This is a genomic window from Latilactobacillus sakei, from assembly GCA_002953655.1.
Classification (GTDB): Bacteria; Bacillota; Bacilli; order Lactobacillales; family Lactobacillaceae; genus Latilactobacillus; species Latilactobacillus sakei_A.
The window spans coordinates 703,125-721,006 of record CP025839.1; the positions used below are offsets into that span (position 1 = coordinate 703,125).

Sequence of the window (17,882 nt, forward strand, 5' to 3'; positions counted from 1 at the left end):
GAATCCTCGAAACGTGTTCTATCAGTTATCTCCTGGAGGATTAATAAAGATCCCCGGCTGATAGCCCACTTTCTTTTATTTGGTTATGAAAGATAGGGTTCAAACGCATCAGGAACTGGTGCCGTGACGGTTTGCGGGTGATCCGTATAAGGTTCTGTATACCGCAACGTCTGACCGTGGAGTAAGAGTCGTGGGGTTGTGTCGGTCGGGTTATAGAGGGGATCGCCTAGGATTGGATGACCAATACTGGCTAGATGGACGCGAATTTGATGGGTCCGGCCAGTTTCAAGATCGACCGCTAACACCGCCGTCGCGCCTTTCCGACTTAAAACGCGGTAGTGGGTAATCGCCGATAAACCGTTGATGTAATCGACACAACGTTGACGATCATTTTCTGGGTCGACACCGATGGGCGAATTAATGGTCGCATGCTCTGCCAGTTCGTGTTTGGAATCATTGACGATGGCAATGTACTGGCGGGCCATCTTTTTTTGACTGAGTTGGCGATTTAAAATTCCGATCACAATCGGGGTTTTGCCAATCAATAAAACGCCACTGGTAGCTTCGTCAATGCGGTGGACCATGTAGGCCTTTTTCCCTTGTTGGGCGAGGTAAAAGGCGACTTGATTCATTAATGTGCCGTTTTCACCGGGGCGGTTGGGATGGGTTTTAATGCCGGCAGGCTTATTGACGATTAATAAATCGTCACTTTCAAATAAGACACTGAATGATTGCGTCGCATCTAGTTCGTAGTTTTGAACTTTGACGGACACCTCTGAAAAATTCAGCGTGATTTCATCGCCAGGTTCTACGTTGCGGTTAAACGCGCGGTATTGACCGTTGACGAGTATTTCACGATTAATCCGCAAGAAATGTTGCATTTTTTGCGGTACTAACCAGTGATTGAGCAGTCCACGGACTGACATCGGACTAAAGTCTGTTTCTAAAGTTACTTTTTTTTGGTAAATTATCATCAGCGTAAACCACCTTCAAGCTACCAGTTTAGCGAATTTGGCACTAAAAGTAAATTTTAAAAGATTATTAATGTCAACGCACTGGCATAAGGGGCATCCTGGAATATGCTACAATATAACAAAGTACGATGTAAATTGATTAAAAGAGGGATTGTATGAATAAGCAGGATTCGCCGATTTGGTTGGCGATTAAACGTTTTTTTAAACGGGCGTGGCGAGTCGTGAAGTATGTTTGGTATCGACTACAATTAACCCGCTGGTTGATTTTGGGGATATTACTTTTAATATTTTTCATGAGTAGCTACTTAACCTTTAAAGCAAAAACGGCTAACGTTGGGGAAATTAAGGCCAACTTACAAACATCAACAACACTTTATGATGATAAAGATGCACGAGCGGGGACCTTATACACTCAAAAAGGCACGTACGTCGAATTAGATAAGATTTCGCCCGAGATTCAAAATGCCGTGATTTCGACGGAAGATCGCTCCTTTTATACGAATCCGGGCTTTAGCGTCAAGGGCTTGGCCCGCGCCGCTGTCAACTTAGTCATTCACCACGGACAAATTACCGGTGGGGGGAGTACGTTGACCCAGCAGCTCGCCAAAAATGCGAAGTTGAGTCAGAAGCAGACTTTCTCCCGGAAGTTTGAAGAACTCTTCCTAGCGGTTCAAATTACGAAGACTTACTCTAAAAAAGATATCTTAGCGATGTATTTAAATAACGCCTACTTCGGTAATGGGGTGTGGGGCGTACAAGATGCCTCTAGACGGTACTTCGGTAAAAATGCCAGCGAATTAGATGCTAGTGAAGCGGCCGTGATTGCCGCCATGCTCCGTAGTCCAAGTTACTATAATCCGGCTGATCATTTAGATAACGCTACATCACGGCGAAATTTAATTCTCGGCTTAATGGTGGATAACGGGAAATTGACGGAGAGCCAGGCAAAAGCGGCGAAGAGTGAACCATTAGTCGTTAAAAATACCTTGGAACAAAACGATAGTTACAAATATCCTTACTACTTTGATGAAGTTGTAAATGAAGCGGTTAAACGGTTCGGGCTTAAAGAAGAAGATCTCGTTAAAAACGGCTATAAGATTTACACCGCACTTGATCAATCACAACAAAGTAAGATGGAAAATACCTTCGAGCAAAATTGGTTATTCCCAGACAATGCGGCTGATGGCACCTTAGTGCAAGGCAGCTCCATTGCTATCGATCCGAAAACAGGTGGTGTATCGGCCGTGGTTGGTGGGCGTGGCGATTACACGATTCGTGGGTATAGTCGAATTACCCAAATGAAACGGCAGCCGGGTTCGACAATTAAACCGTTGGCCGTTTATACACCAGCTCTAGAAGATGGCTATCACTATGATTCTTCTCTTCAAGATAAGAAGAAGAGTTACGGAACCAATAAATATACACCAACTAATCCAGATAATGTTTATACCGGTTCAATGCCGATGTATCAAGCAGTGGCCAATAGTACGAATGCGCCTGCTGTTTGGTTGTTAAATCAAATTGGGCTTAAACGCGGCATCAAGTCAGTTGAAGATTTCGGGATCTCAGTCCCTAAGAGTGACCAAAACTTAGCGATGGCCCTTGGTGGTTGGCAAGGAGGGGTTTCACCTTATCAAATGGCGAGTGCTTATACGGCTTTTGCCAATAACGGGGAACTTTCTGAGACCCACTTTATTCGAAAGATTGTGGATGCCAGTGGCGCCGTTATTGTTGATAACACGACACCATCGAAATCCCGGATTATGAGTCAGAAAACCGCTAAGGAAATGACCAGCATGATGTTGGGCGTTTATAACAGTGGGACTGGGCGTTACGCTAAACCAGATGGCTATCAAGTCGCTGGTAAATCCGGTAGTACCGAAGTCCCCGACAGTTACGGTTACGGCACGAAGGATCAATGGTTAATCGGGTATACCCCGGATATTGTGGTCGCGACTTGGATGGGCTACGATAAGACGGATCAAGAACACTTTATGAAAAATACCAGTATCGATGGCCTAGCGCCAATCTTTAAATACGAAATGCAACAGTTGTTACCAACGACGGCCCAAACTAGCTTTGATACGGAAGACGCGCAATCAATGGCTAAAAAAGAAGACAATCAGGATTCTGACAAAGTCGTCAATTCGCTGCAATCGGGAATTAAAGATGGTGTAAATAAAGCGAAAGAAACGGTCAATCAATGGTATAATAACTTGAAAGGTTTTTTTAACTAAATTCATGTAAGGGAGTCACTACTATGACAGTCAACATTTATGATGATGCGAACCAAATGGCAACTAATTTACAAACATTACCACAATTTTTAGGCTTGCAAAATGCTTTTGCAGCACTTAAGAAGGATGATATTGCCTTCACAATGTTCAAGAAATTTCAAACACAACAAATGACTTTACAACAAAAACAAATGCAAGGCGAAGAATTAACGGATGACGAAATCAAAGAAATCCAAGAACTTGCTCAAAAAATCGGTGATATCGATGCTATCAAGAACTTGATGGAACAAGAACGCCAATTAAGCCAATTAATGGATGAATTAAACCAAATCATCTCAAAACCAATTGCTGATATCTACCAAGCCTAGAACGTATTTTTTAAGAGGAGTATCGAGTCGCAAAACGCGCACTTGATGCTTCTTTTTTTAGTGGTAAGGCGCCTTTCTAAGCCTTAGTTGCAATGCTATAATAAGACATATTACCAAAATGGGGGATAGCGATCATGAAATTTATTCACGCGGCTGATGCGCATATTGATAGTCCGTTTGTCGGATTAAAAAAAGCGTCAACCAATTTATGGACGACGATTCACGAATCAACTTTTACCGCCTTTGAAAAATTAGTGCAAACGGCCATTGATGAAGCTGTTGATTTTGTTTTATTAGTGGGTGATTCATTTGATCAAGAGGCCCAGAGTTTACAAGTCCAAAACTTTTTGAAACAACAATTTGAACGCTTAAACGCTGTTGAAATCCCAGTTTATCTTAGTTATGGGAATCATGATTACTGGGATCCCAACCAAATTCATTTCGATTTTCCAAAAAATGTCCATGTTTTTACAACTGATGTTGAAGCCAAAACACTAACGACTAAAGCCCAAGAAACGGTCACGATTGTTGGTTTTAGTTACGGGCAACGGTGGTTAGCAGCGGATCAAACCGCCCAATTTCCGCCACGAGCGGCTACGACTTATACAATTGGGACGTTGCATGGTAGCCAGAGTACGGCATCTGATGCGGATCATTACGCACCGTTTACGTTAAGCGGGCTCAACCAACTACAATATGATTATTGGGCACTAGGACATATTCATAAACGCCAAATTTTACAAGCACGGCCGTATGTCGTTTATCCGGGTAACTTGCAAGGCCGGCATAAGAATGAACCCGGTGAAAAAGGTTTTTATTTAGTGACCGCGCAAGCGGGGCAATTCGAGCTTGAATTCAAACCGACGACGGTGATTGAATGGCAACGGCAACGGTTTGAGATTCCTGAAAATCCAAGTTTGAATCAATTGCAAGAAGGTTTGAGGACACAATTATTGCAAAGTGAAACAGCAAGCTTAGTGGCTTTGGAATTGACGCACGCTGAACGGTTATCAAGTGATCTGATTCAACGCGTTAATAATGGTGAGTTACTCGCCTATTTACAAACAGACCTTGAGGCTAGCGCTATCATGCATTGGCCGTACGCGCTTAAACTACAGTTTGCTTCCCAACAACAATTTAGCCAGATTGATCAAGCCTATTGGCAAGCGGCGGCTGATAAGATTTTTACGCCAGATTACATCTTGGAAAAGGCGCAACCGCTCTTGAAAGAAAAATTCATCCGAGAAGCCCTTGTAGATCCCGATTTTCAAGCGGACTTGCAGGCAATGGCTGAAACGATTTTACAAGAAAAGAAGCTGGAGGACTAAGCATGCGGATTAAAACAATTAACATCTTTGGCTTTGGTAAGTGGCACGATCAAATAATTGATTTACAAACTGATTACCAGGTGTTATATGGCCAAAATGAAGCTGGTAAATCAACCATCACGGCGTTTATTAAAGGTGTCTTGTTTGGGTTTGCGACTGGCAAGCAAAAGTATGAACAATATTTACCTAAAAGCGGGGCACAGTATGGTGGCGAGTTAATTGTCGACTATCATGATCGTGAGATTACGATTCGGCGAGTTGCCGGCAAAGCGGGCGGCGAGGTAACGGTTATTGACCAGGGTAAGGAGTTTGGTGCGGATTATTTGAACCAACTGATTGCGCCCGCCGACAAAGCGCTTTTTACACAGATTTTTGAAACTAATCAACAGGATTTAAATCAGATTTTTGGTCTAACTGCCGATGATTTTATGCAACATCTCTTAACGATTGGCGCGGTTGGTAGCCATGAATGGCTTGCTTTTGAGACTAGTTTGGATAAAGCTAGTCAGCAAATCTATAAACCATCGGGTCGCAAGTGGCCATTGAATAAAGCCTTAAAACAATATCCGGAAATTCAACAAGCTGTTAGCCAGGCTAAAGCGGCTAATCAGCAATACGAAAGTAACGATCAACAACTACAACAAGCACTGCAGACGCTGAAGCAAGATCAGACAACATTAGCTAAAGTGCAAACCCAAAAAAATCAGCAGCAACAATTACTAGAACGTTGGCCGAAGTACATGGAGTGGCAGGCCTTACAAGAAGCTTTAGCAACGACCAAGCCTTTTGACAGCACTTTGTATACGCAATATCAAAAGATCGAACAGCAACGTCAAGAATCACAAGCGGCATTAGCAGACGCTAAACAAGCGGTGGCCGCAATTCAAGAAACGCTCGATCAAACAGGAGAGTTTCGGTTTTATCAAACCCATCAAGCTGCAATTGATGGGTTATTAGAAGAATGGTCAACACGGCAAAAGCAAGCCCAACAATTAGCACTACAACAAACGCAATTGACGCAGTTGACGAGCGAACAAGCAGCATTAGCTACCAAATACCAATGGGCGACGACGGCCACGTTACCAACGGTCTTAAGCACCGACCAGCTAGAGCAGTTACAAGTGGCCAATACCACCTACGAACAAACGCAAACCACTAATCGGGTTTTAACAGAGCAATTAACAGCCTTGATCGAACAGGTGGCCGAACAAGAACAATTAGTGACCACTTTGGAAACCCCAGTGGCCGTTGCTAGTTCAACACCAATCAGCAATATTTATTTCGGCTTAGGGATTGTTGGTTTATTAGGCGTCTTTTTACCCGGCGGCTTAAAAGCAGTTGCTTTGTTAGGGTTAGGATTACTTGGTTATGGGTTATACACCAAGTATCAAAAACAACAAAAACAAACGGCCGATACAACGCAAAAGGCACAGTGGCAACAAGCGCTCGCTAAGCTCGACCAGTTACAAGCGGATCTTCAGGAAAAACAAACAGCTCTTGCAGATGGACAACAAGCTTTAAACACCAGTCAGCAACAAGTCGCTGCGCTTTTAAGTGCGAACGGATATCCGAACGAAGCAACGGTGACACAAGTTATGAACCAACAAGATGCCTTAGCGCGGATGCAACACTTGCAAGCATTAATGGCCCAACAAAGTGCTGAGATTAACACGCTTCAAGTGGCCTTAACCGATTATTTTGACCAGTTTGCATTTGCTCATGATTGGTTAGGGGCGCTGCAAGGCGAACCACTGCATAACCTAGCGCAAATTGAACAATTTAAGAGTCGACTTGACCAATTGAAACAAGCCCTCGCACAGGATAATGAACGCTATGAGTATCAACAACAACAAGTAGCGCGTTTACAAAGACAAGATCAAGAACGTCAAATTCAACAAGCTGACTTGCTTGAAAAAGCTCATCTCAAAACGGTCGCTGAACTAGAACAATGTGCAGCCGTTGAACAGCAACGTCAAGTCCAACAACAACGCCAAACAGATCTTGAACATGAATTAGCAAGCTATTTGCCCCAATTACAAGACTTTGAAGACCAAGCAGCCCTTGAAACAGCAATCGATCAATTGACGCAACAAACAGCAACGTTAACGGCGGCAATTCACACCCAACAACAGACGGTGGCCGAGTTACAAGTGATTCAACAAAAGTTAGTGGATAGCGATGCTTATCAACGGCAACGACAAGCACAGTTAAATGCCGAAGCTGATATGCTTGGCTTAGCACAAGATTGGTTGGCCAAACAACTGGCAATCGATTGGATTCAAGCAACCCTAACGGCAGCTTCCCAAGAACGCTTCCCCCGTTTATTGGCAAAAGCTACGCAATACTTTGCAATTTTAACGCAGAATCGGTATATTGAAATTACTTTCGAAGCGGCAACCTTAACTGTCCTTCGACAAGACCAGGTTTTATTTGAGGTTGGCGAACTTTCGCAAGGAACGGCAGAGCAATTATATATTGCATTGCGCTTTGCGTTTGCAGAAGAAATCGCCGATGTTGTTTCACTACCACTATTGGTAGACGATGGTTTCGTCAATTTCGATGATCAACGGCAAGCAGCGGTTTGGCAGTTATTGCAAAACCTCAGCGGGGCACATCAAGTGATTTACTTGACAGCTAATCCGCGAACTGAAGCCGCTTTTGGCACAGAACACTGGTTAAACTTAGAGAAGGTAGGGGTAGCAAATGACGACTAAAAAGTTATATGATTACCAAAACGATGAAAACTTAGCGCTATTTGTTTTAATTAAAGCAGCGGATGTCAGAGTTGCTAAAAATGGCAAGCAATTTATTGCCTTTACATTTCAAGATCAATCTGGACAAATTAGTGGTAAGTATTGGGATGCCTCTGATGAAGATGTGGCTTTATTTACAGCTGGTAAGATTGTCCATCTTCAAGGTAAACGGGAACTTTATCAAAGTAACCCACAAATTAAAATTTATAAAATCCGCTTAGCGACTGAAGACGAACCACAAGTTATTGAACAATTTATCCAAAAGGCACCGGTACAAACGGCTGATATGGAAGAAGAAATTAGCCAAGTGCTTTTTGAAATTACCAATCCTAATTGGCAACGGTTGGTGCGCCACTTGATTCAAAAGCACCAGGTGGACTTCTTTAGTTTCCCAGCCGCCAAGACGAATCACCATGCTTTTGCTGGTGGCTTAGCCTACCATACGTTATCGATGTTACGGCTAGCTAAAACAATTGCCGCCCAATATCCACAAATTGATGCGGCTTTATTGTATTCAGGTGTTTTATTGCATGATTTAGGCAAGACCCTGGAATTATCGGGGCCGGTTTCAACGGAATACACCGTACGTGGGAATTTAATCGGGCATATTGTACTAGTTGATGAAGAGATTGTTAAGGCCTGTGAAACGTTAAAAATCGATATTAATAGTGAAGATATGTTGGTACTCAGACATGTTGTCTTAGCCCATCACGGTTTAATGGAATATGGGTCACCAGTGCGACCACAAATCTTAGAAGCAGAAGTGCTTCATCAAATCGATGAAATGGACGCCAGCATTACGATGATGACGCAATCTTTACAACATGCAGAAGCAGGGCAGTATACTGAACGGCTTTTTGCAATGGATGGTCGGCATTTCTACCGGCCAGTTAATGATCAACAATTGTCGCAAGACTAACTAAAAAAAGAGCTTCAACCAAACAGTTATCTGTTTGGTTGAAGCTCTTTTTTAAAACTGATTATTTTGATGATTTAGCTGATGATTTCTTAGCGTTAACGCCGTAGCTTGAAAGGATATCTGATAAATCTTTATCCTTGATTGTTACGTCGGCTTTCTTAAGTACCTTCGTGTAAACCTTAGCCATCACAGTTTGATCACTAGACCACTTAGCGTAAACTTGGTCAGTTAATGTCTTCTTGTGATCTGCCATCTTACCTTTACCAGGGTTCTTGATCATCCGGATAACGTGGTAGCCATATGATGTCTTAACCGGTGTGGTTGTGTATTCGTTTGTCTTCAACTTGAAGGCAGCTGTTTTGAAGGTTGCATCTAATGATGTATCTGTGCTATCAAAGACAGGTAATTTACCGCCATCTTTTTTAGTACCAGTATCTGTTGAGTACTTCTTAGCTAAAGCGTTGAAGTTCTTAGTTGAGTTGTCTTTCTTAAGTTCAGAAATAACTGTTTCAGCAGTGTCTTTCTTTTCAACTAAGATATGTTGAACTTCAACTTTTGGTTCGTATGATTTCCATTGTTTCTTCAAATCAGCATTGGTTACTTTTTTGTTAGCCTTTAAAGCAGCGTTAGCTAACATTTGCGTTGTGATTTGGTTTTTGAATGAAGTTGTTGTTAAACCACTTTGTGCAAGTACTGAGTTGAAAGATGAACCGTATTGTTTTTTATAAGTGTTGTAAGTTTTGTCGATTTTTTTGTCGAGGCTCTTGCTACCGTATTGTTCTTGAAGCGCTTTTTGCAAGATCATTTGTTGTACTTGTTGCTTGCCGGCAGAAGTTTCCTTAATTTCTTTGTAGAATTCGTCTTGAGTGATTTTACCACCCTTAAGAGTTGCGATTGTGTTGCTACCACAACCTGCTAGTGTAACTACCATTAATAGACTGGCAGCGGCTAATAGCCATTTTTTCATTATATGACACATCCTTATCAATTATTGTAAATACGATTAATACCGTGAATTCATCAATTAATATAACACATAAACGGGCTGAATTAAATCAGTGAGCGAAAATTTCACAGAACCTTCAAATTTAGCTTTTTTATGAAGAGACTTAAAAAAGACAGATAAATGCTGTTATAGCGCCTTTAAATCGTTTGTAAGGCGGTTAATTGATTCTGAAATTTGGGCAACACGCGGTTGCGCTTCAAATGAAAAAGTTTGAACAGCATCGCTAATATCCGCAAGTGAATCAACAGCGGTGGTCTTAATTTCATCTGAAAGCTGACTGGCAGTGTTTTGTAAATTAATTGCACTAATTTGAACATCTTGTGCTTGGTTGGTGACGTCCGTTAAATAATGGCTGATTGCTTGTTGCCGTTCTAGCCCCGTTTTTTTAGCGGTTAATAGTGCATAAGTTGTGCCCAGGAGGCTACCAACCAGTAATCCTTTTGAAAATGACATCGCTAAGCCTCCAATTGTTTTTTAATCGAATCAGCAATCGTTTGCAACTTTTCTGGTGTATAATCCGCTGAGTTATCAGCAAATTGTATAGAGAAGCCATCTGCTGTCGTGTAGCGAGGGAGTAGGTGGATATGAGAATGAAAAACAGATTGGTAAGCAACCTCACCGTTATTATTACAAATATTCATCCCTTTGATGGCAGGATTACTTGCTTTAATCGCATTAGCAATCTTGGGCACCCGGCTGAAAACCGCTGCAGCTAAGTCGGCGTCATATTCGAAAATATTGGCAACATGTTGCTTGGGAATGATTAGGGTATGGCCAGGGGTGGTCTGGGTAATATCGAGAAATGCTTTGACAACGTCATCTTCATAGACAACGGTGCTCGGAATTTCCTGACGAACAATTTTACAAAAAATACAATCATCCATTAATTAAATACCTACTTTCTATAGATTGGAGTGCTGTATACCGTTAATGCTATCATAATAACGCGCTTTCTGCTACTAAATCACGGCCAATTGAGTTAATCGTTCGTTATCAATGAAAGGGTTTGTTAAAATTAATCATTGATGATAAAATTCGTGTTAAGTGTTTGTCAGAAAAGGGTATCAACTAATTTTAATTTAAGTAAAATGAGGCAAGTTAAATGAGTCTAGAAATTAAGCAATTAACGGGTGGTTACGCCCACGTACCAGTACTCCAAACGGTGAGCTTTACAGTTCCCAATCAACAGGTTGTCGGCTTGATCGGTTTAAACGGAGCCGGTAAATCAACAACCATTAAACATATTATTGGGTTATTGACACCGCAAAAAGGGACGATTACGCTCAATGGTGTCACGTTGCAATCCAATCCAGATCAATATCGGCAAAGTATGGCCTATGTGCCTGAAACACCAGTCCTTTACCCAGAATTGACGTTGCGGGAACATTTAGAATTAACAATGATGGCCTACGATTTGGATTTCGAAAAAACATGGAATAAAGCGATGGTGCTGTTGAAAAAGTTCCGACTCGACAATAAGTTGGATTGGTTCCCAGTTCATTTTTCAAAAGGGATGCGCCAAAAAGTGATGATCGTCAACGCTTTTATGACTGATGCTGACTTATTCATCATAGATGAGCCTTTCACGGGACTTGATCCGCTCGCTATTCATGATTTATTAGATATTATTGCTGAGAAAAAAGCAGCCGGGGCGGCGATTTTGATGTCGACCCATATTTTAGCCACGGCACAACAATACGCCGATTCGTTTGTCCTATTGAATCAAGGTAAGGTCCGGACAACCGGGACGCTTGAAGAACTGAAGGCAGAATTTAACATGGCAGATGCAAACTTAGATGATATCTATTTGCAAATGACGAAAGAAGGTTAATGATGCGACAGTTATGGCAAAAACGTGTTCGACAACATATTCAAGAACAAGTTAAATATCTCAAACTAGTTTTTAATGACCATTTCGTCTTAGCTTTAATTTTTCTACTGGGCGCATTAGGTTATACGTATGCTAATGCCGTCAAAACCTTGGATCCCAAAGCATGGTGGCTTAAATTACTATTAAGTCTCGTCTTATTAGCGGCAGTTAGCTTTGGTCGCTTTGCAACCTTGCTTAAAGAGGCGGACAGTGTCTTTTTGTTACCGAAGGAAAGTGATTTGCCGGTTTATTTAAAAGCGGCGCGGGGGTATAGCACCTGGTTACCGGTCGTTTTTACCGGGCTGGTAACGGGATTAATTGCACCAACCCTGCTGATTACAAAAACTGTGCCGAGCTGGCAATTGCTGCTTGTTTGGGCTACATTAATTGCAATCAAAGATCGCCGCTTTTCAAATCAATTATTGAATTGGTACCAAATAGATGCCAAGCTACCCAAGGTTGTTTGGTTATTAATTGACTGGCTGTTAATCGGTAGCCAACTTTTTAGCGGCTGGGCGCTTGCGGGAGTCTTAATCGCAAGCGGGTTGGCTTACTATCAACGGCGTCAGTTGGCAACTATTCAACAAGCAACATTGTTTGATTGGTTAGCAGCGGTCAGCGCTGAGGATTCAAGAATGGGGCGGATTTATCGCCTATACAATCTCTTTACAGATGTACCGGGGTTAAATAGTCAGGTTAAACGGCGCCGTTACTTGGATTGGTTATTGCCAGTTGCTAAGCGAGTTGGCAATCCATATTTGTATCTATACACACGTGGTTTTGTTCGCGGGACAGAGTTTAGCGGGTTATACGTTCGCCTAGTGGTTTTAGGAGGCATCATTCTATGTTTCAGCCATCTCTGGTGGTTGAGCTTAGCGCTAGGGTTGTTATTAATCTACTTAGTCGGCTTTCAATTATTACCGTTTTATACCCAATACGAACAAATTATTTTTACCCATCTGTATCCGGTTGCTAAACAAGCTCGCGTGAAAGCTTTTCAACAACTTTTACTGGGTTTATTATTGTGCCAAGCAATCTTGTTTAGCGTGATACTCCTATTAACGATGGGCTTCAGCGGATATGTCGGCTTAAGTATCGTTGCGCTATTTAGCTTAGTGGGTGTTTTTGTTCAGTTCTATTTACCAAAACGATTGGTTAAATAATCCCGAATTCGAAGGGGTGTCTACTTGACGTAGCACGTGTGCGTATTATATGATACTGGTAGTTAAAAATCAGTTGAAGTAACGCGGTGCCACGGGGTAGGCACCTTATTTTATTGTAAAGGAGTCGGGTGGATGAATTTCGACTTAGATACCGGTTGGCAAGTACGTTCAGCTGGTGGTGATACGGGTGCCGCTTATTTAGGCGTCCGGGCATCAGAGAAGATATTTTTAAAACGAAATACGTCGCCATTTTTAGCGGCTCTTTCTGCAGAAGGCATTACACCACGTTTAATCTGGACCAAACGGATCTCAAGTGGGGATGTGTTAACCGCACAAGAATGGCTAAATGGTCGGACGCTCAAGCGTGACGAGATGAATAGCCCGCAAGTTGCCAAATTATTGGCGCGGGTGCATCAATCGCATCTACTAAAACGCATGTTACAAAAGGTTGGTGGTCAGGTCTGGCAAGCACCAGAGATGTTGCAGACTTACTTCTATGATTTACCGCAAGATTTACGGCAACATCCTTTTTTAGCACAAACGAGTCAGTATTTAAAAGACACGATGTCAGCATTACAAACACCTTCTCTAGAGGTGTGTCATGGCGATTTAAGTCATAAGAATTGGTTGTTGTCTGATATCAATCGTTTGTACCTAGTCGATTGGGATTCAGCAATGTTAGCTGATCCAGCTGTCGATTTCGGAATGATTTTATTTCAATATGTTCCACGTCAAGAATGGCAAGAGTGGCTTGAAAACTACGGTTTAGAGGTAACGCCTGAATTATTGATGCGCGTTAACTGGTACGGTAGTTTGAACTTACTCCAAAGCATTAAGCACCATTATCAGCGTGGTCGTTTTACTGAAATGAACCATGACATATTGCGTTTAGAAGAAGTTCTTTCTGAAATAATTAAAAAAAATTAAATGCCAAAAGGTTGGGCAATTGTCCAACCTTTTTAATTGGCAGCAAATGAGGAGTTTATTATGCGTTTAAGAAACAAACCTTGGGCAGCGGATTTAATCGCTGAAAATCCAGACATGATCTTGGTGAGCCCAGAAAAGATTGCCGGTAACTGGCAAAGCCGTTTTGCCAAGGCACAACCAATTTATATCGAAGTCGGTTCAGGTAAGGGGCAATTCATTACTCAAATGGCTCAAAAATACCCAGACCGCAACTTTATCGCGGTTGAAATTCAAGAATCAGCGATTGCCGTTATCTTGCAAAAACAAGTTGAGTTGAAACTCCCTAATCTTCAATTATTGTTAGGGAATGGGGCCGCATTGACGACTTTTTTTGCCGAAAACGAAGTCGCAGGGGTTTACTTAAACTTCTCTGATCCTTGGCCTAAAACGCGCCATGAAAAACGGCGCTTAACCTATAAATCATTCTTGGCTGAATACCAACAAATTATGCAACCAACGGGTTATTTACGTTTTAAGACCGATAACCAAGGCTTGTTTGAATACTCATTAGTGAGTTTAAATGCGTACGGGATGGTTTTTGATGATATTTCACTTGATTTACACAATAGTGATTTAGCAGAAGACAATATCCAAACAGAATATGAAGAAAAATTCAGTAAGCGCGGCCAAGTTATTTATCGTTTAGAAGCACATTACAAATAGTCTGCTTTAAAAAACACGTTTCAAAATAGCATCTCAAGCCAAACAAAAAACACTTACCAATCCGGTAAGTGTTTTTATTTGTTTAAAGTTGTGAAAATTCAATGACAACACCCGTTTTAGCATCAACTTTGAAGTGGAATTGGTTCGTGCCTTCTTCACGTTCGCAGATAACACCGCCTTGATAAACTGGGAAAGTCCGCTTGTTTTGTGAAAATAGATGAGGACTTTCCTCAATCCAAGAGCCGACGATTTGCCCTTCATGGCGAAGGCTTGCTTTAACATCTTCTAAAATCTTGTCGAGCTTAACCATCTTCTGTTGGGTTTTATATTGTCTGGTACCGGCTGCTGCCGCAACGGCTAGTCCGAAACCAGTTAAGAGATATTTTAACGTTTGACTATTTTTTTTCAAAAAAAAACTCCTCAGTAAATTTATCTTTAAATAGTATAGCACACTTTTTTGAGGAACAAGAGTGGACATTTGACCACAAACCGCTTATATTAAAACGAGTAGTTAAATTGAAGGGGTGCATAATGAAAGAATTCGCAAAGATGGCAGAAACAAATCTAACCCATCTCATTACCAAAGGAAAACATGTCTTATTTTTTACAGCAACGTGGTGTAGCGATTGCCGGTTTATTAAACCCGCAATGCCTGAAATCGAAGCTGAATTCCCAGAATATGAATTTATCGAAATTGATCGTGATCAATACATCGATATTTGTGAAGAATGGGAAATCTTCGGTATTCCAAGCTTTGTTGTGATTGATAATGGCCGTGAAGTTGGTCGTTTTGTGAATAAGGACCGGAAGACAAAACGTGAAATTTCAGAATTTATTCACTCATTAAGTTAATTTTAAAGGAGTCATAAAATGCTAATTGCAAGTATGAACCAAAAATCTTTTCCAAATATTCTCGTTGTGATGACCCAACCAGATGTGGCTAATCAGGTAACGACTGAGAAACAATCAATTGTCAGAATTAGCGATCAAGCAGATCAGACAATTGGTTATAACTTTTTAGCAATCGATCAATTATTACCTGAATTACAATTTAACGGGGTCCAAGCGCTCAGTGCTGCGGATGTCGCAACTTTAAATCAAGCTCTTGAAGCTGCTGATTTCACACCTGATTTAGTTGCTGACGAGACTCCACACATTGTGGTTGGTTATGTGCAGGAATGCGATGTGCATCCAGATTCCGATCATATGCACGTGACACAAACCCAAATTGCACCTGATCAAACGGTTCAAATCGTTTGTGGGGCTGCAAACATTGCGCAAGGCCAAAAAGTAATTGTCGCAACAGTTGGCGCAGTGATGCCAGAAGGTAAAATCATCTGGCCTGGTCAATTACGTGGTGTTCAAAGTGATGGTATGATTTGTGCTGCCCGTGAAATTGGTGTCGAAGGTGCACCGGCCAAAGGCATTATGGTCTTACCAGATGATTGGGAAGTTGGCCAAGCAGTGACGGCTGATGCAGTTGCCGCGCTATTAAAATAATTAAGCAACTTACGAATTTGTTATGGGCTTATTAAAAATAAAATAGTATGATAGTAAATAGCAATTAATTAGTTAATGAAGCCTAATTAATTGTTATTTAGTTTTTAAATTTTTTGATAATAAATGATTAAAAGTCTAATGAAGAGATTAATATCAGACTATTAAAGAGGAGTTAACCGTATGTGTGGGATTGTCGGATTTGCTGGTGGATTGTTTGATTTACCAAAGAAAAAAGAAGTATTGAACCAACAAATGGATGTCATTAAACATCGTGGCCCAAGTGGTGCGGGGGATTTCATCGATGATAAAGTGGCACTTGGTTTCCGACGGTTATCAATTATTGATTTAACCAAAGGTGATCAACCCATTTATAATGAAGATCATACTAAATTGATTTTCTTTAATGGTGAAGTGTACAACTACCGTGAAATTCGTAAGGAATTGGAACCATTAGGTCACGAATTTAAGACGGATTCAGATACTGAAACAATTTTGCATGCCTATGAACAATGGGGCAAAGATGTTTTGAAGAAGATTCGTGGGATGTTTGTGTTCGTGATTTACGATTTACAAACGAAGACCTTATTTGGCGCCCGTGATTTCTTCGGGATCAAGCCCCTTTATTACACAACGCTTGATGATGGCACCTTTATGTTTAGTAGTGAAATTAAAACATTCATGCGGCATCCAGAATTTAAGCGGACATTAAACAAGCAGGCACTTAAATCATTCATGATGAACCAATACAATGATTTACAAGAGACTTTCTTTGAAGGGGTCTTCAGATTCCCGGCCGGTCATTACTTCACTTACCAGGATGGCCAATTAGATATTGAGAAGTACTGGGATATGCAATTTGATCCTTCTAACTTATCTTTTGAAGAAGAAGTTAAGAAAATTGATGCTTCTGTCGAAGAATCAATCAAGATGCATAACGTTGCTGACGTACCAGTGGGTGCCTTTCTTTCAGAAGGGGTCGACAGTAGTTACGTGACAAGTATCTTGCAACCACAAGAAGTCTTCAGTGTTGGTTTTGACGACCAAACTTATAATGAAGTAACAGCTGCTCGTGCTTTGGCAGACGAACTGGGCTTTAACTTCAATGAAACTAAAGTTAAAGCGGACGATGCGTTTGCTGAATTTGATAAAATCCAATATTACTTGGACGAACCAGACGGGAACCCATCATGTGTGCCATTATGGTTCTTATCACGTTTTGCCCGTGAAAAAGTGACCGTTGCGCTTTCAGGTGAAGGTGCTGATGAATTGTTTGCCGGCTACGTTAACTACGGAATGCATTCACACAACACAACAATCAAGGCTTTCACATCTAGTTTGAAGAAATTACCAAAGGGTGCTCGTGCTAAATTGGCGAAGACAGTCAAAAAGATGCCAGCCTTCCCTGGTCGGGTTCATTTATATACGAACTTGGCTAACCCTAAGGAATTTTATGCCGGTCAATCAGTAATTTATGATATCGAAAATCCAAGTATTTTTGGTTCCGATGAAGCCAATCAATACTTGAAACCTGCTTATCAAAATGACGCAACGATTCAAGAAAATTATCAAGCGGACTTTGATCGGGTTAAAGATGCTGATCCCGTTTCACAAATGCAATACATTGATATGCATCACTTTATGTTAAATGATATTTTGCAAAAAGCTGATAAATTATCAATGGCGCACAGCTTGGAACTTCGGGTACCATTTTTAGATCCGAAAGTTGCTAAAACTGCTGGGCAAGTGCCAACTGAATACTTGATTAACAGTAAGGATACTAAGTATGCTTACCGTCAAGCTTCTGCTAAGCATTTACCAGCTGCTTGGGCCAACAGACCTAAGTTAGGTTTCCCAGTACCCATCAAGCAATGGTTAGAAACTGATAAGTATTATGAACAAGTCAAAGCGCTCTTTAGCGAAGATTTCGTCAGTGAATTCTTTGATCAAGGTCAATTACTAGCTTTACTTGACGCTAATAAGGAACAGCGGATTAATGGCCGTCGTAAGATTTGGACAATTTTCACGTTCCTAACGTGGTATAAAGTTTATTTCATGAATATTGAAGATTATTTAGTATTAGGTTAAATACAGAGCGGCCCGGGCAAAAGTTATTTTTGCCCGGGCCGCTTTTTTTG

General features: G+C 41.3%; 17 protein-coding genes. 12 read left to right on the forward strand and 5 right to left on the reverse strand.

Going from position 1 to position 17,882, the window contains the following annotated elements; all coding sequences use genetic code 11:
- Nucleotides 1-83: 83 nt before the first annotated feature.
- Nucleotides 84-974 carry an RluA family pseudouridine synthase gene (locus tag C0213_03490; GenBank protein ID AUX11503.1) on the reverse strand — a complete coding sequence of 297 codons (891 nt, stop codon included), beginning with the start codon at nucleotides 972-974 and terminating at the stop codon, nucleotides 84-86.
- A gap of 155 nt (nucleotides 975-1,129) precedes the next feature.
- Here C0213_03490 and C0213_03495 point away from each other — a divergent pair, with 155 nt between their 5' ends.
- The 5 genes from C0213_03495 (at nucleotide 1,130) to C0213_03515 (ending at nucleotide 8,579) form a co-directional block, all read left to right on the forward strand.
- Nucleotides 1,130-3,211, forward strand: coding sequence for a carboxypeptidase (locus C0213_03495; protein AUX11504.1), 2,082 nt, complete (start codon nucleotides 1,130-1,132; stop codon nucleotides 3,209-3,211).
- Between the two features lie 23 nt (nucleotides 3,212-3,234).
- On the forward strand, nucleotides 3,235-3,579 hold the full coding sequence (locus tag C0213_03500; GenBank protein AUX11505.1) for a hypothetical protein: 345 nt from the start codon (nucleotides 3,235-3,237) through the stop codon (nucleotides 3,577-3,579).
- A gap of 134 nt (nucleotides 3,580-3,713) precedes the next feature.
- Nucleotides 3,714-4,907 (forward strand): DNA repair exonuclease, encoded by a 1,194-nt coding sequence (locus tag C0213_03505; GenBank protein AUX11506.1) that lies wholly within the window; start codon nucleotides 3,714-3,716, stop codon nucleotides 4,905-4,907.
- Between the two features lie 2 nt (nucleotides 4,908-4,909).
- Nucleotides 4,910-7,621 carry a hypothetical protein gene (locus tag C0213_03510; protein AUX11507.1) on the forward strand — a complete coding sequence of 904 codons (2,712 nt, stop codon included), beginning with the start codon at nucleotides 4,910-4,912 and terminating at the stop codon, nucleotides 7,619-7,621.
- A complete protein-coding gene (locus C0213_03515; GenBank protein AUX11508.1) occupies nucleotides 7,611-8,579 on the forward strand; it encodes a 3'-5' exonuclease in 969 nt (322 codons plus the stop codon). Before C0213_03510 ends, C0213_03515 begins: the two co-directional genes overlap by 11 nt.
- 61 nt (nucleotides 8,580-8,640) lie before the next feature.
- Here the strand turns inward: C0213_03515 and C0213_03520 are convergent, their stop codons facing one another.
- The 3 genes from C0213_03520 to C0213_03530 all read right to left on the reverse strand — a co-directional run bounded on the left by C0213_03520 (nucleotide 8,641) and on the right by C0213_03530 (nucleotide 10,469).
- Complete coding sequence (locus tag C0213_03520; GenBank protein AUX12805.1) at nucleotides 8,641-9,549, reverse strand: peptidylprolyl isomerase; 909 nt, start codon at nucleotides 9,547-9,549, stop codon at nucleotides 8,641-8,643.
- Between the two features lie 162 nt (nucleotides 9,550-9,711).
- Nucleotides 9,712-10,038 (reverse strand): hypothetical protein, encoded by a 327-nt coding sequence (locus C0213_03525; GenBank protein ID AUX11509.1) that lies wholly within the window; start codon nucleotides 10,036-10,038, stop codon nucleotides 9,712-9,714.
- 2 nt (nucleotides 10,039-10,040) lie between these two features.
- The gene (locus C0213_03530) at nucleotides 10,041-10,469 is read right to left on the reverse strand and encodes an HIT family protein (GenBank protein ID AUX11510.1); all 429 of its coding nucleotides are present in this window, start codon (nucleotides 10,467-10,469) and stop codon (nucleotides 10,041-10,043) included.
- Between the two features lie 218 nt (nucleotides 10,470-10,687).
- On the opposite strand from C0213_03530, the gene C0213_03535 reads away from it, so the two are divergent.
- The 4 genes from C0213_03535 to C0213_03550 all read left to right on the forward strand — a co-directional run bounded on the left by C0213_03535 (nucleotide 10,688) and on the right by C0213_03550 (nucleotide 14,247).
- Nucleotides 10,688-11,416: a multidrug ABC transporter ATP-binding protein gene (locus C0213_03535; protein AUX11511.1), complete on the forward strand. Its 729-nt coding sequence runs from the start codon at nucleotides 10,688-10,690 to the stop codon at nucleotides 11,414-11,416.
- Entirely contained in the window at nucleotides 11,416-12,618 is a 1,203-nt protein-coding gene (locus tag C0213_03540; GenBank protein ID AUX11512.1) for a multidrug ABC transporter permease, read from the forward strand. Before C0213_03535 ends, C0213_03540 begins: the two co-directional genes overlap by 1 nt.
- A gap of 132 nt (nucleotides 12,619-12,750) precedes the next feature.
- Complete coding sequence (locus C0213_03545) at nucleotides 12,751-13,545, forward strand: phosphotransferase (protein ID AUX11513.1); 795 nt, start codon at nucleotides 12,751-12,753, stop codon at nucleotides 13,543-13,545.
- Between the two features lie 60 nt (nucleotides 13,546-13,605).
- Nucleotides 13,606-14,247 carry a tRNA (guanosine(46)-N7)-methyltransferase TrmB gene (locus tag C0213_03550; GenBank protein AUX11514.1) on the forward strand — a complete coding sequence of 214 codons (642 nt, stop codon included), beginning with the start codon at nucleotides 13,606-13,608 and terminating at the stop codon, nucleotides 14,245-14,247.
- Nucleotides 14,248-14,329: 82 nt separating this feature from the next.
- Here C0213_03550 and C0213_03555 read toward each other — a convergent pair whose 3' ends face one another.
- Complete coding sequence (locus tag C0213_03555) at nucleotides 14,330-14,656, reverse strand: hypothetical protein (GenBank protein ID AUX11515.1); 327 nt, start codon at nucleotides 14,654-14,656, stop codon at nucleotides 14,330-14,332.
- A gap of 122 nt (nucleotides 14,657-14,778) precedes the next feature.
- On the opposite strand from C0213_03555, the gene C0213_03560 reads away from it, so the two are divergent.
- The 3 genes from C0213_03560 (at nucleotide 14,779) to asnB (ending at nucleotide 17,832) form a co-directional block, all read left to right on the forward strand.
- Nucleotides 14,779-15,099 (forward strand): thioredoxin, encoded by a 321-nt coding sequence (locus C0213_03560; protein ID AUX11516.1) that lies wholly within the window; start codon nucleotides 14,779-14,781, stop codon nucleotides 15,097-15,099.
- Between the two features lie 18 nt (nucleotides 15,100-15,117).
- Nucleotides 15,118-15,747, forward strand: coding sequence for a DUF4479 domain-containing protein (locus C0213_03565; GenBank protein ID AUX11517.1), 630 nt, complete (start codon nucleotides 15,118-15,120; stop codon nucleotides 15,745-15,747).
- Between the two features lie 180 nt (nucleotides 15,748-15,927).
- Complete coding sequence (gene asnB, locus C0213_03570) at nucleotides 15,928-17,832, forward strand: asparagine synthase (glutamine-hydrolyzing) (GenBank protein AUX11518.1); 1,905 nt, start codon at nucleotides 15,928-15,930, stop codon at nucleotides 17,830-17,832.
- Nucleotides 17,833-17,882 lie beyond the last annotated feature (50 nt).

Bases quoted from the DNA above. Each gene is read 5' to 3' on its own strand.
- C0213_03505 (AUX11506.1), top strand. From the start codon at position 3,714: ATGAAATTTATTCACGCGGCTGATGCGCATATTGATAGTCCGTTTGTC.
- C0213_03515 (AUX11508.1), top strand. From the start codon at position 7,611: ATGACGACTAAAAAGTTATATGATTACCAAAACGATGAAAACTTAGCG.
- C0213_03560 (AUX11516.1), top strand. From the start codon at position 14,779: ATGAAAGAATTCGCAAAGATGGCAGAAACAAATCTAACCCATCTCATT.
- C0213_03565 (AUX11517.1), top strand. From the start codon at position 15,118: ATGCTAATTGCAAGTATGAACCAAAAATCTTTTCCAAATATTCTCGTT.
- C0213_03525 (AUX11509.1), bottom strand. From the start codon at position 10,038: ATGTCATTTTCAAAAGGATTACTGGTTGGTAGCCTCCTGGGCACAACT.
- asnB (AUX11518.1), top strand. From the start codon at position 15,928: ATGTGTGGGATTGTCGGATTTGCTGGTGGATTGTTTGATTTACCAAAG.
- C0213_03545 (AUX11513.1), top strand. From the start codon at position 12,751: ATGAATTTCGACTTAGATACCGGTTGGCAAGTACGTTCAGCTGGTGGT.
- C0213_03540 (AUX11512.1), top strand. From the start codon at position 11,416: ATGATGCGACAGTTATGGCAAAAACGTGTTCGACAACATATTCAAGAA.
- C0213_03500 (AUX11505.1), top strand. From the start codon at position 3,235: ATGACAGTCAACATTTATGATGATGCGAACCAAATGGCAACTAATTTA.
- C0213_03510 (AUX11507.1), top strand. From the start codon at position 4,910: ATGCGGATTAAAACAATTAACATCTTTGGCTTTGGTAAGTGGCACGAT.
- C0213_03490 (AUX11503.1), bottom strand. From the start codon at position 974: ATGATAATTTACCAAAAAAAAGTAACTTTAGAAACAGACTTTAGTCCG.
- C0213_03535 (AUX11511.1), top strand. From the start codon at position 10,688: ATGAGTCTAGAAATTAAGCAATTAACGGGTGGTTACGCCCACGTACCA.
- C0213_03550 (AUX11514.1), top strand. From the start codon at position 13,606: ATGCGTTTAAGAAACAAACCTTGGGCAGCGGATTTAATCGCTGAAAAT.
- C0213_03495 (AUX11504.1), top strand. From the start codon at position 1,130: ATGAATAAGCAGGATTCGCCGATTTGGTTGGCGATTAAACGTTTTTTT.
- C0213_03530 (AUX11510.1), bottom strand. From the start codon at position 10,469: ATGGATGATTGTATTTTTTGTAAAATTGTTCGTCAGGAAATTCCGAGC.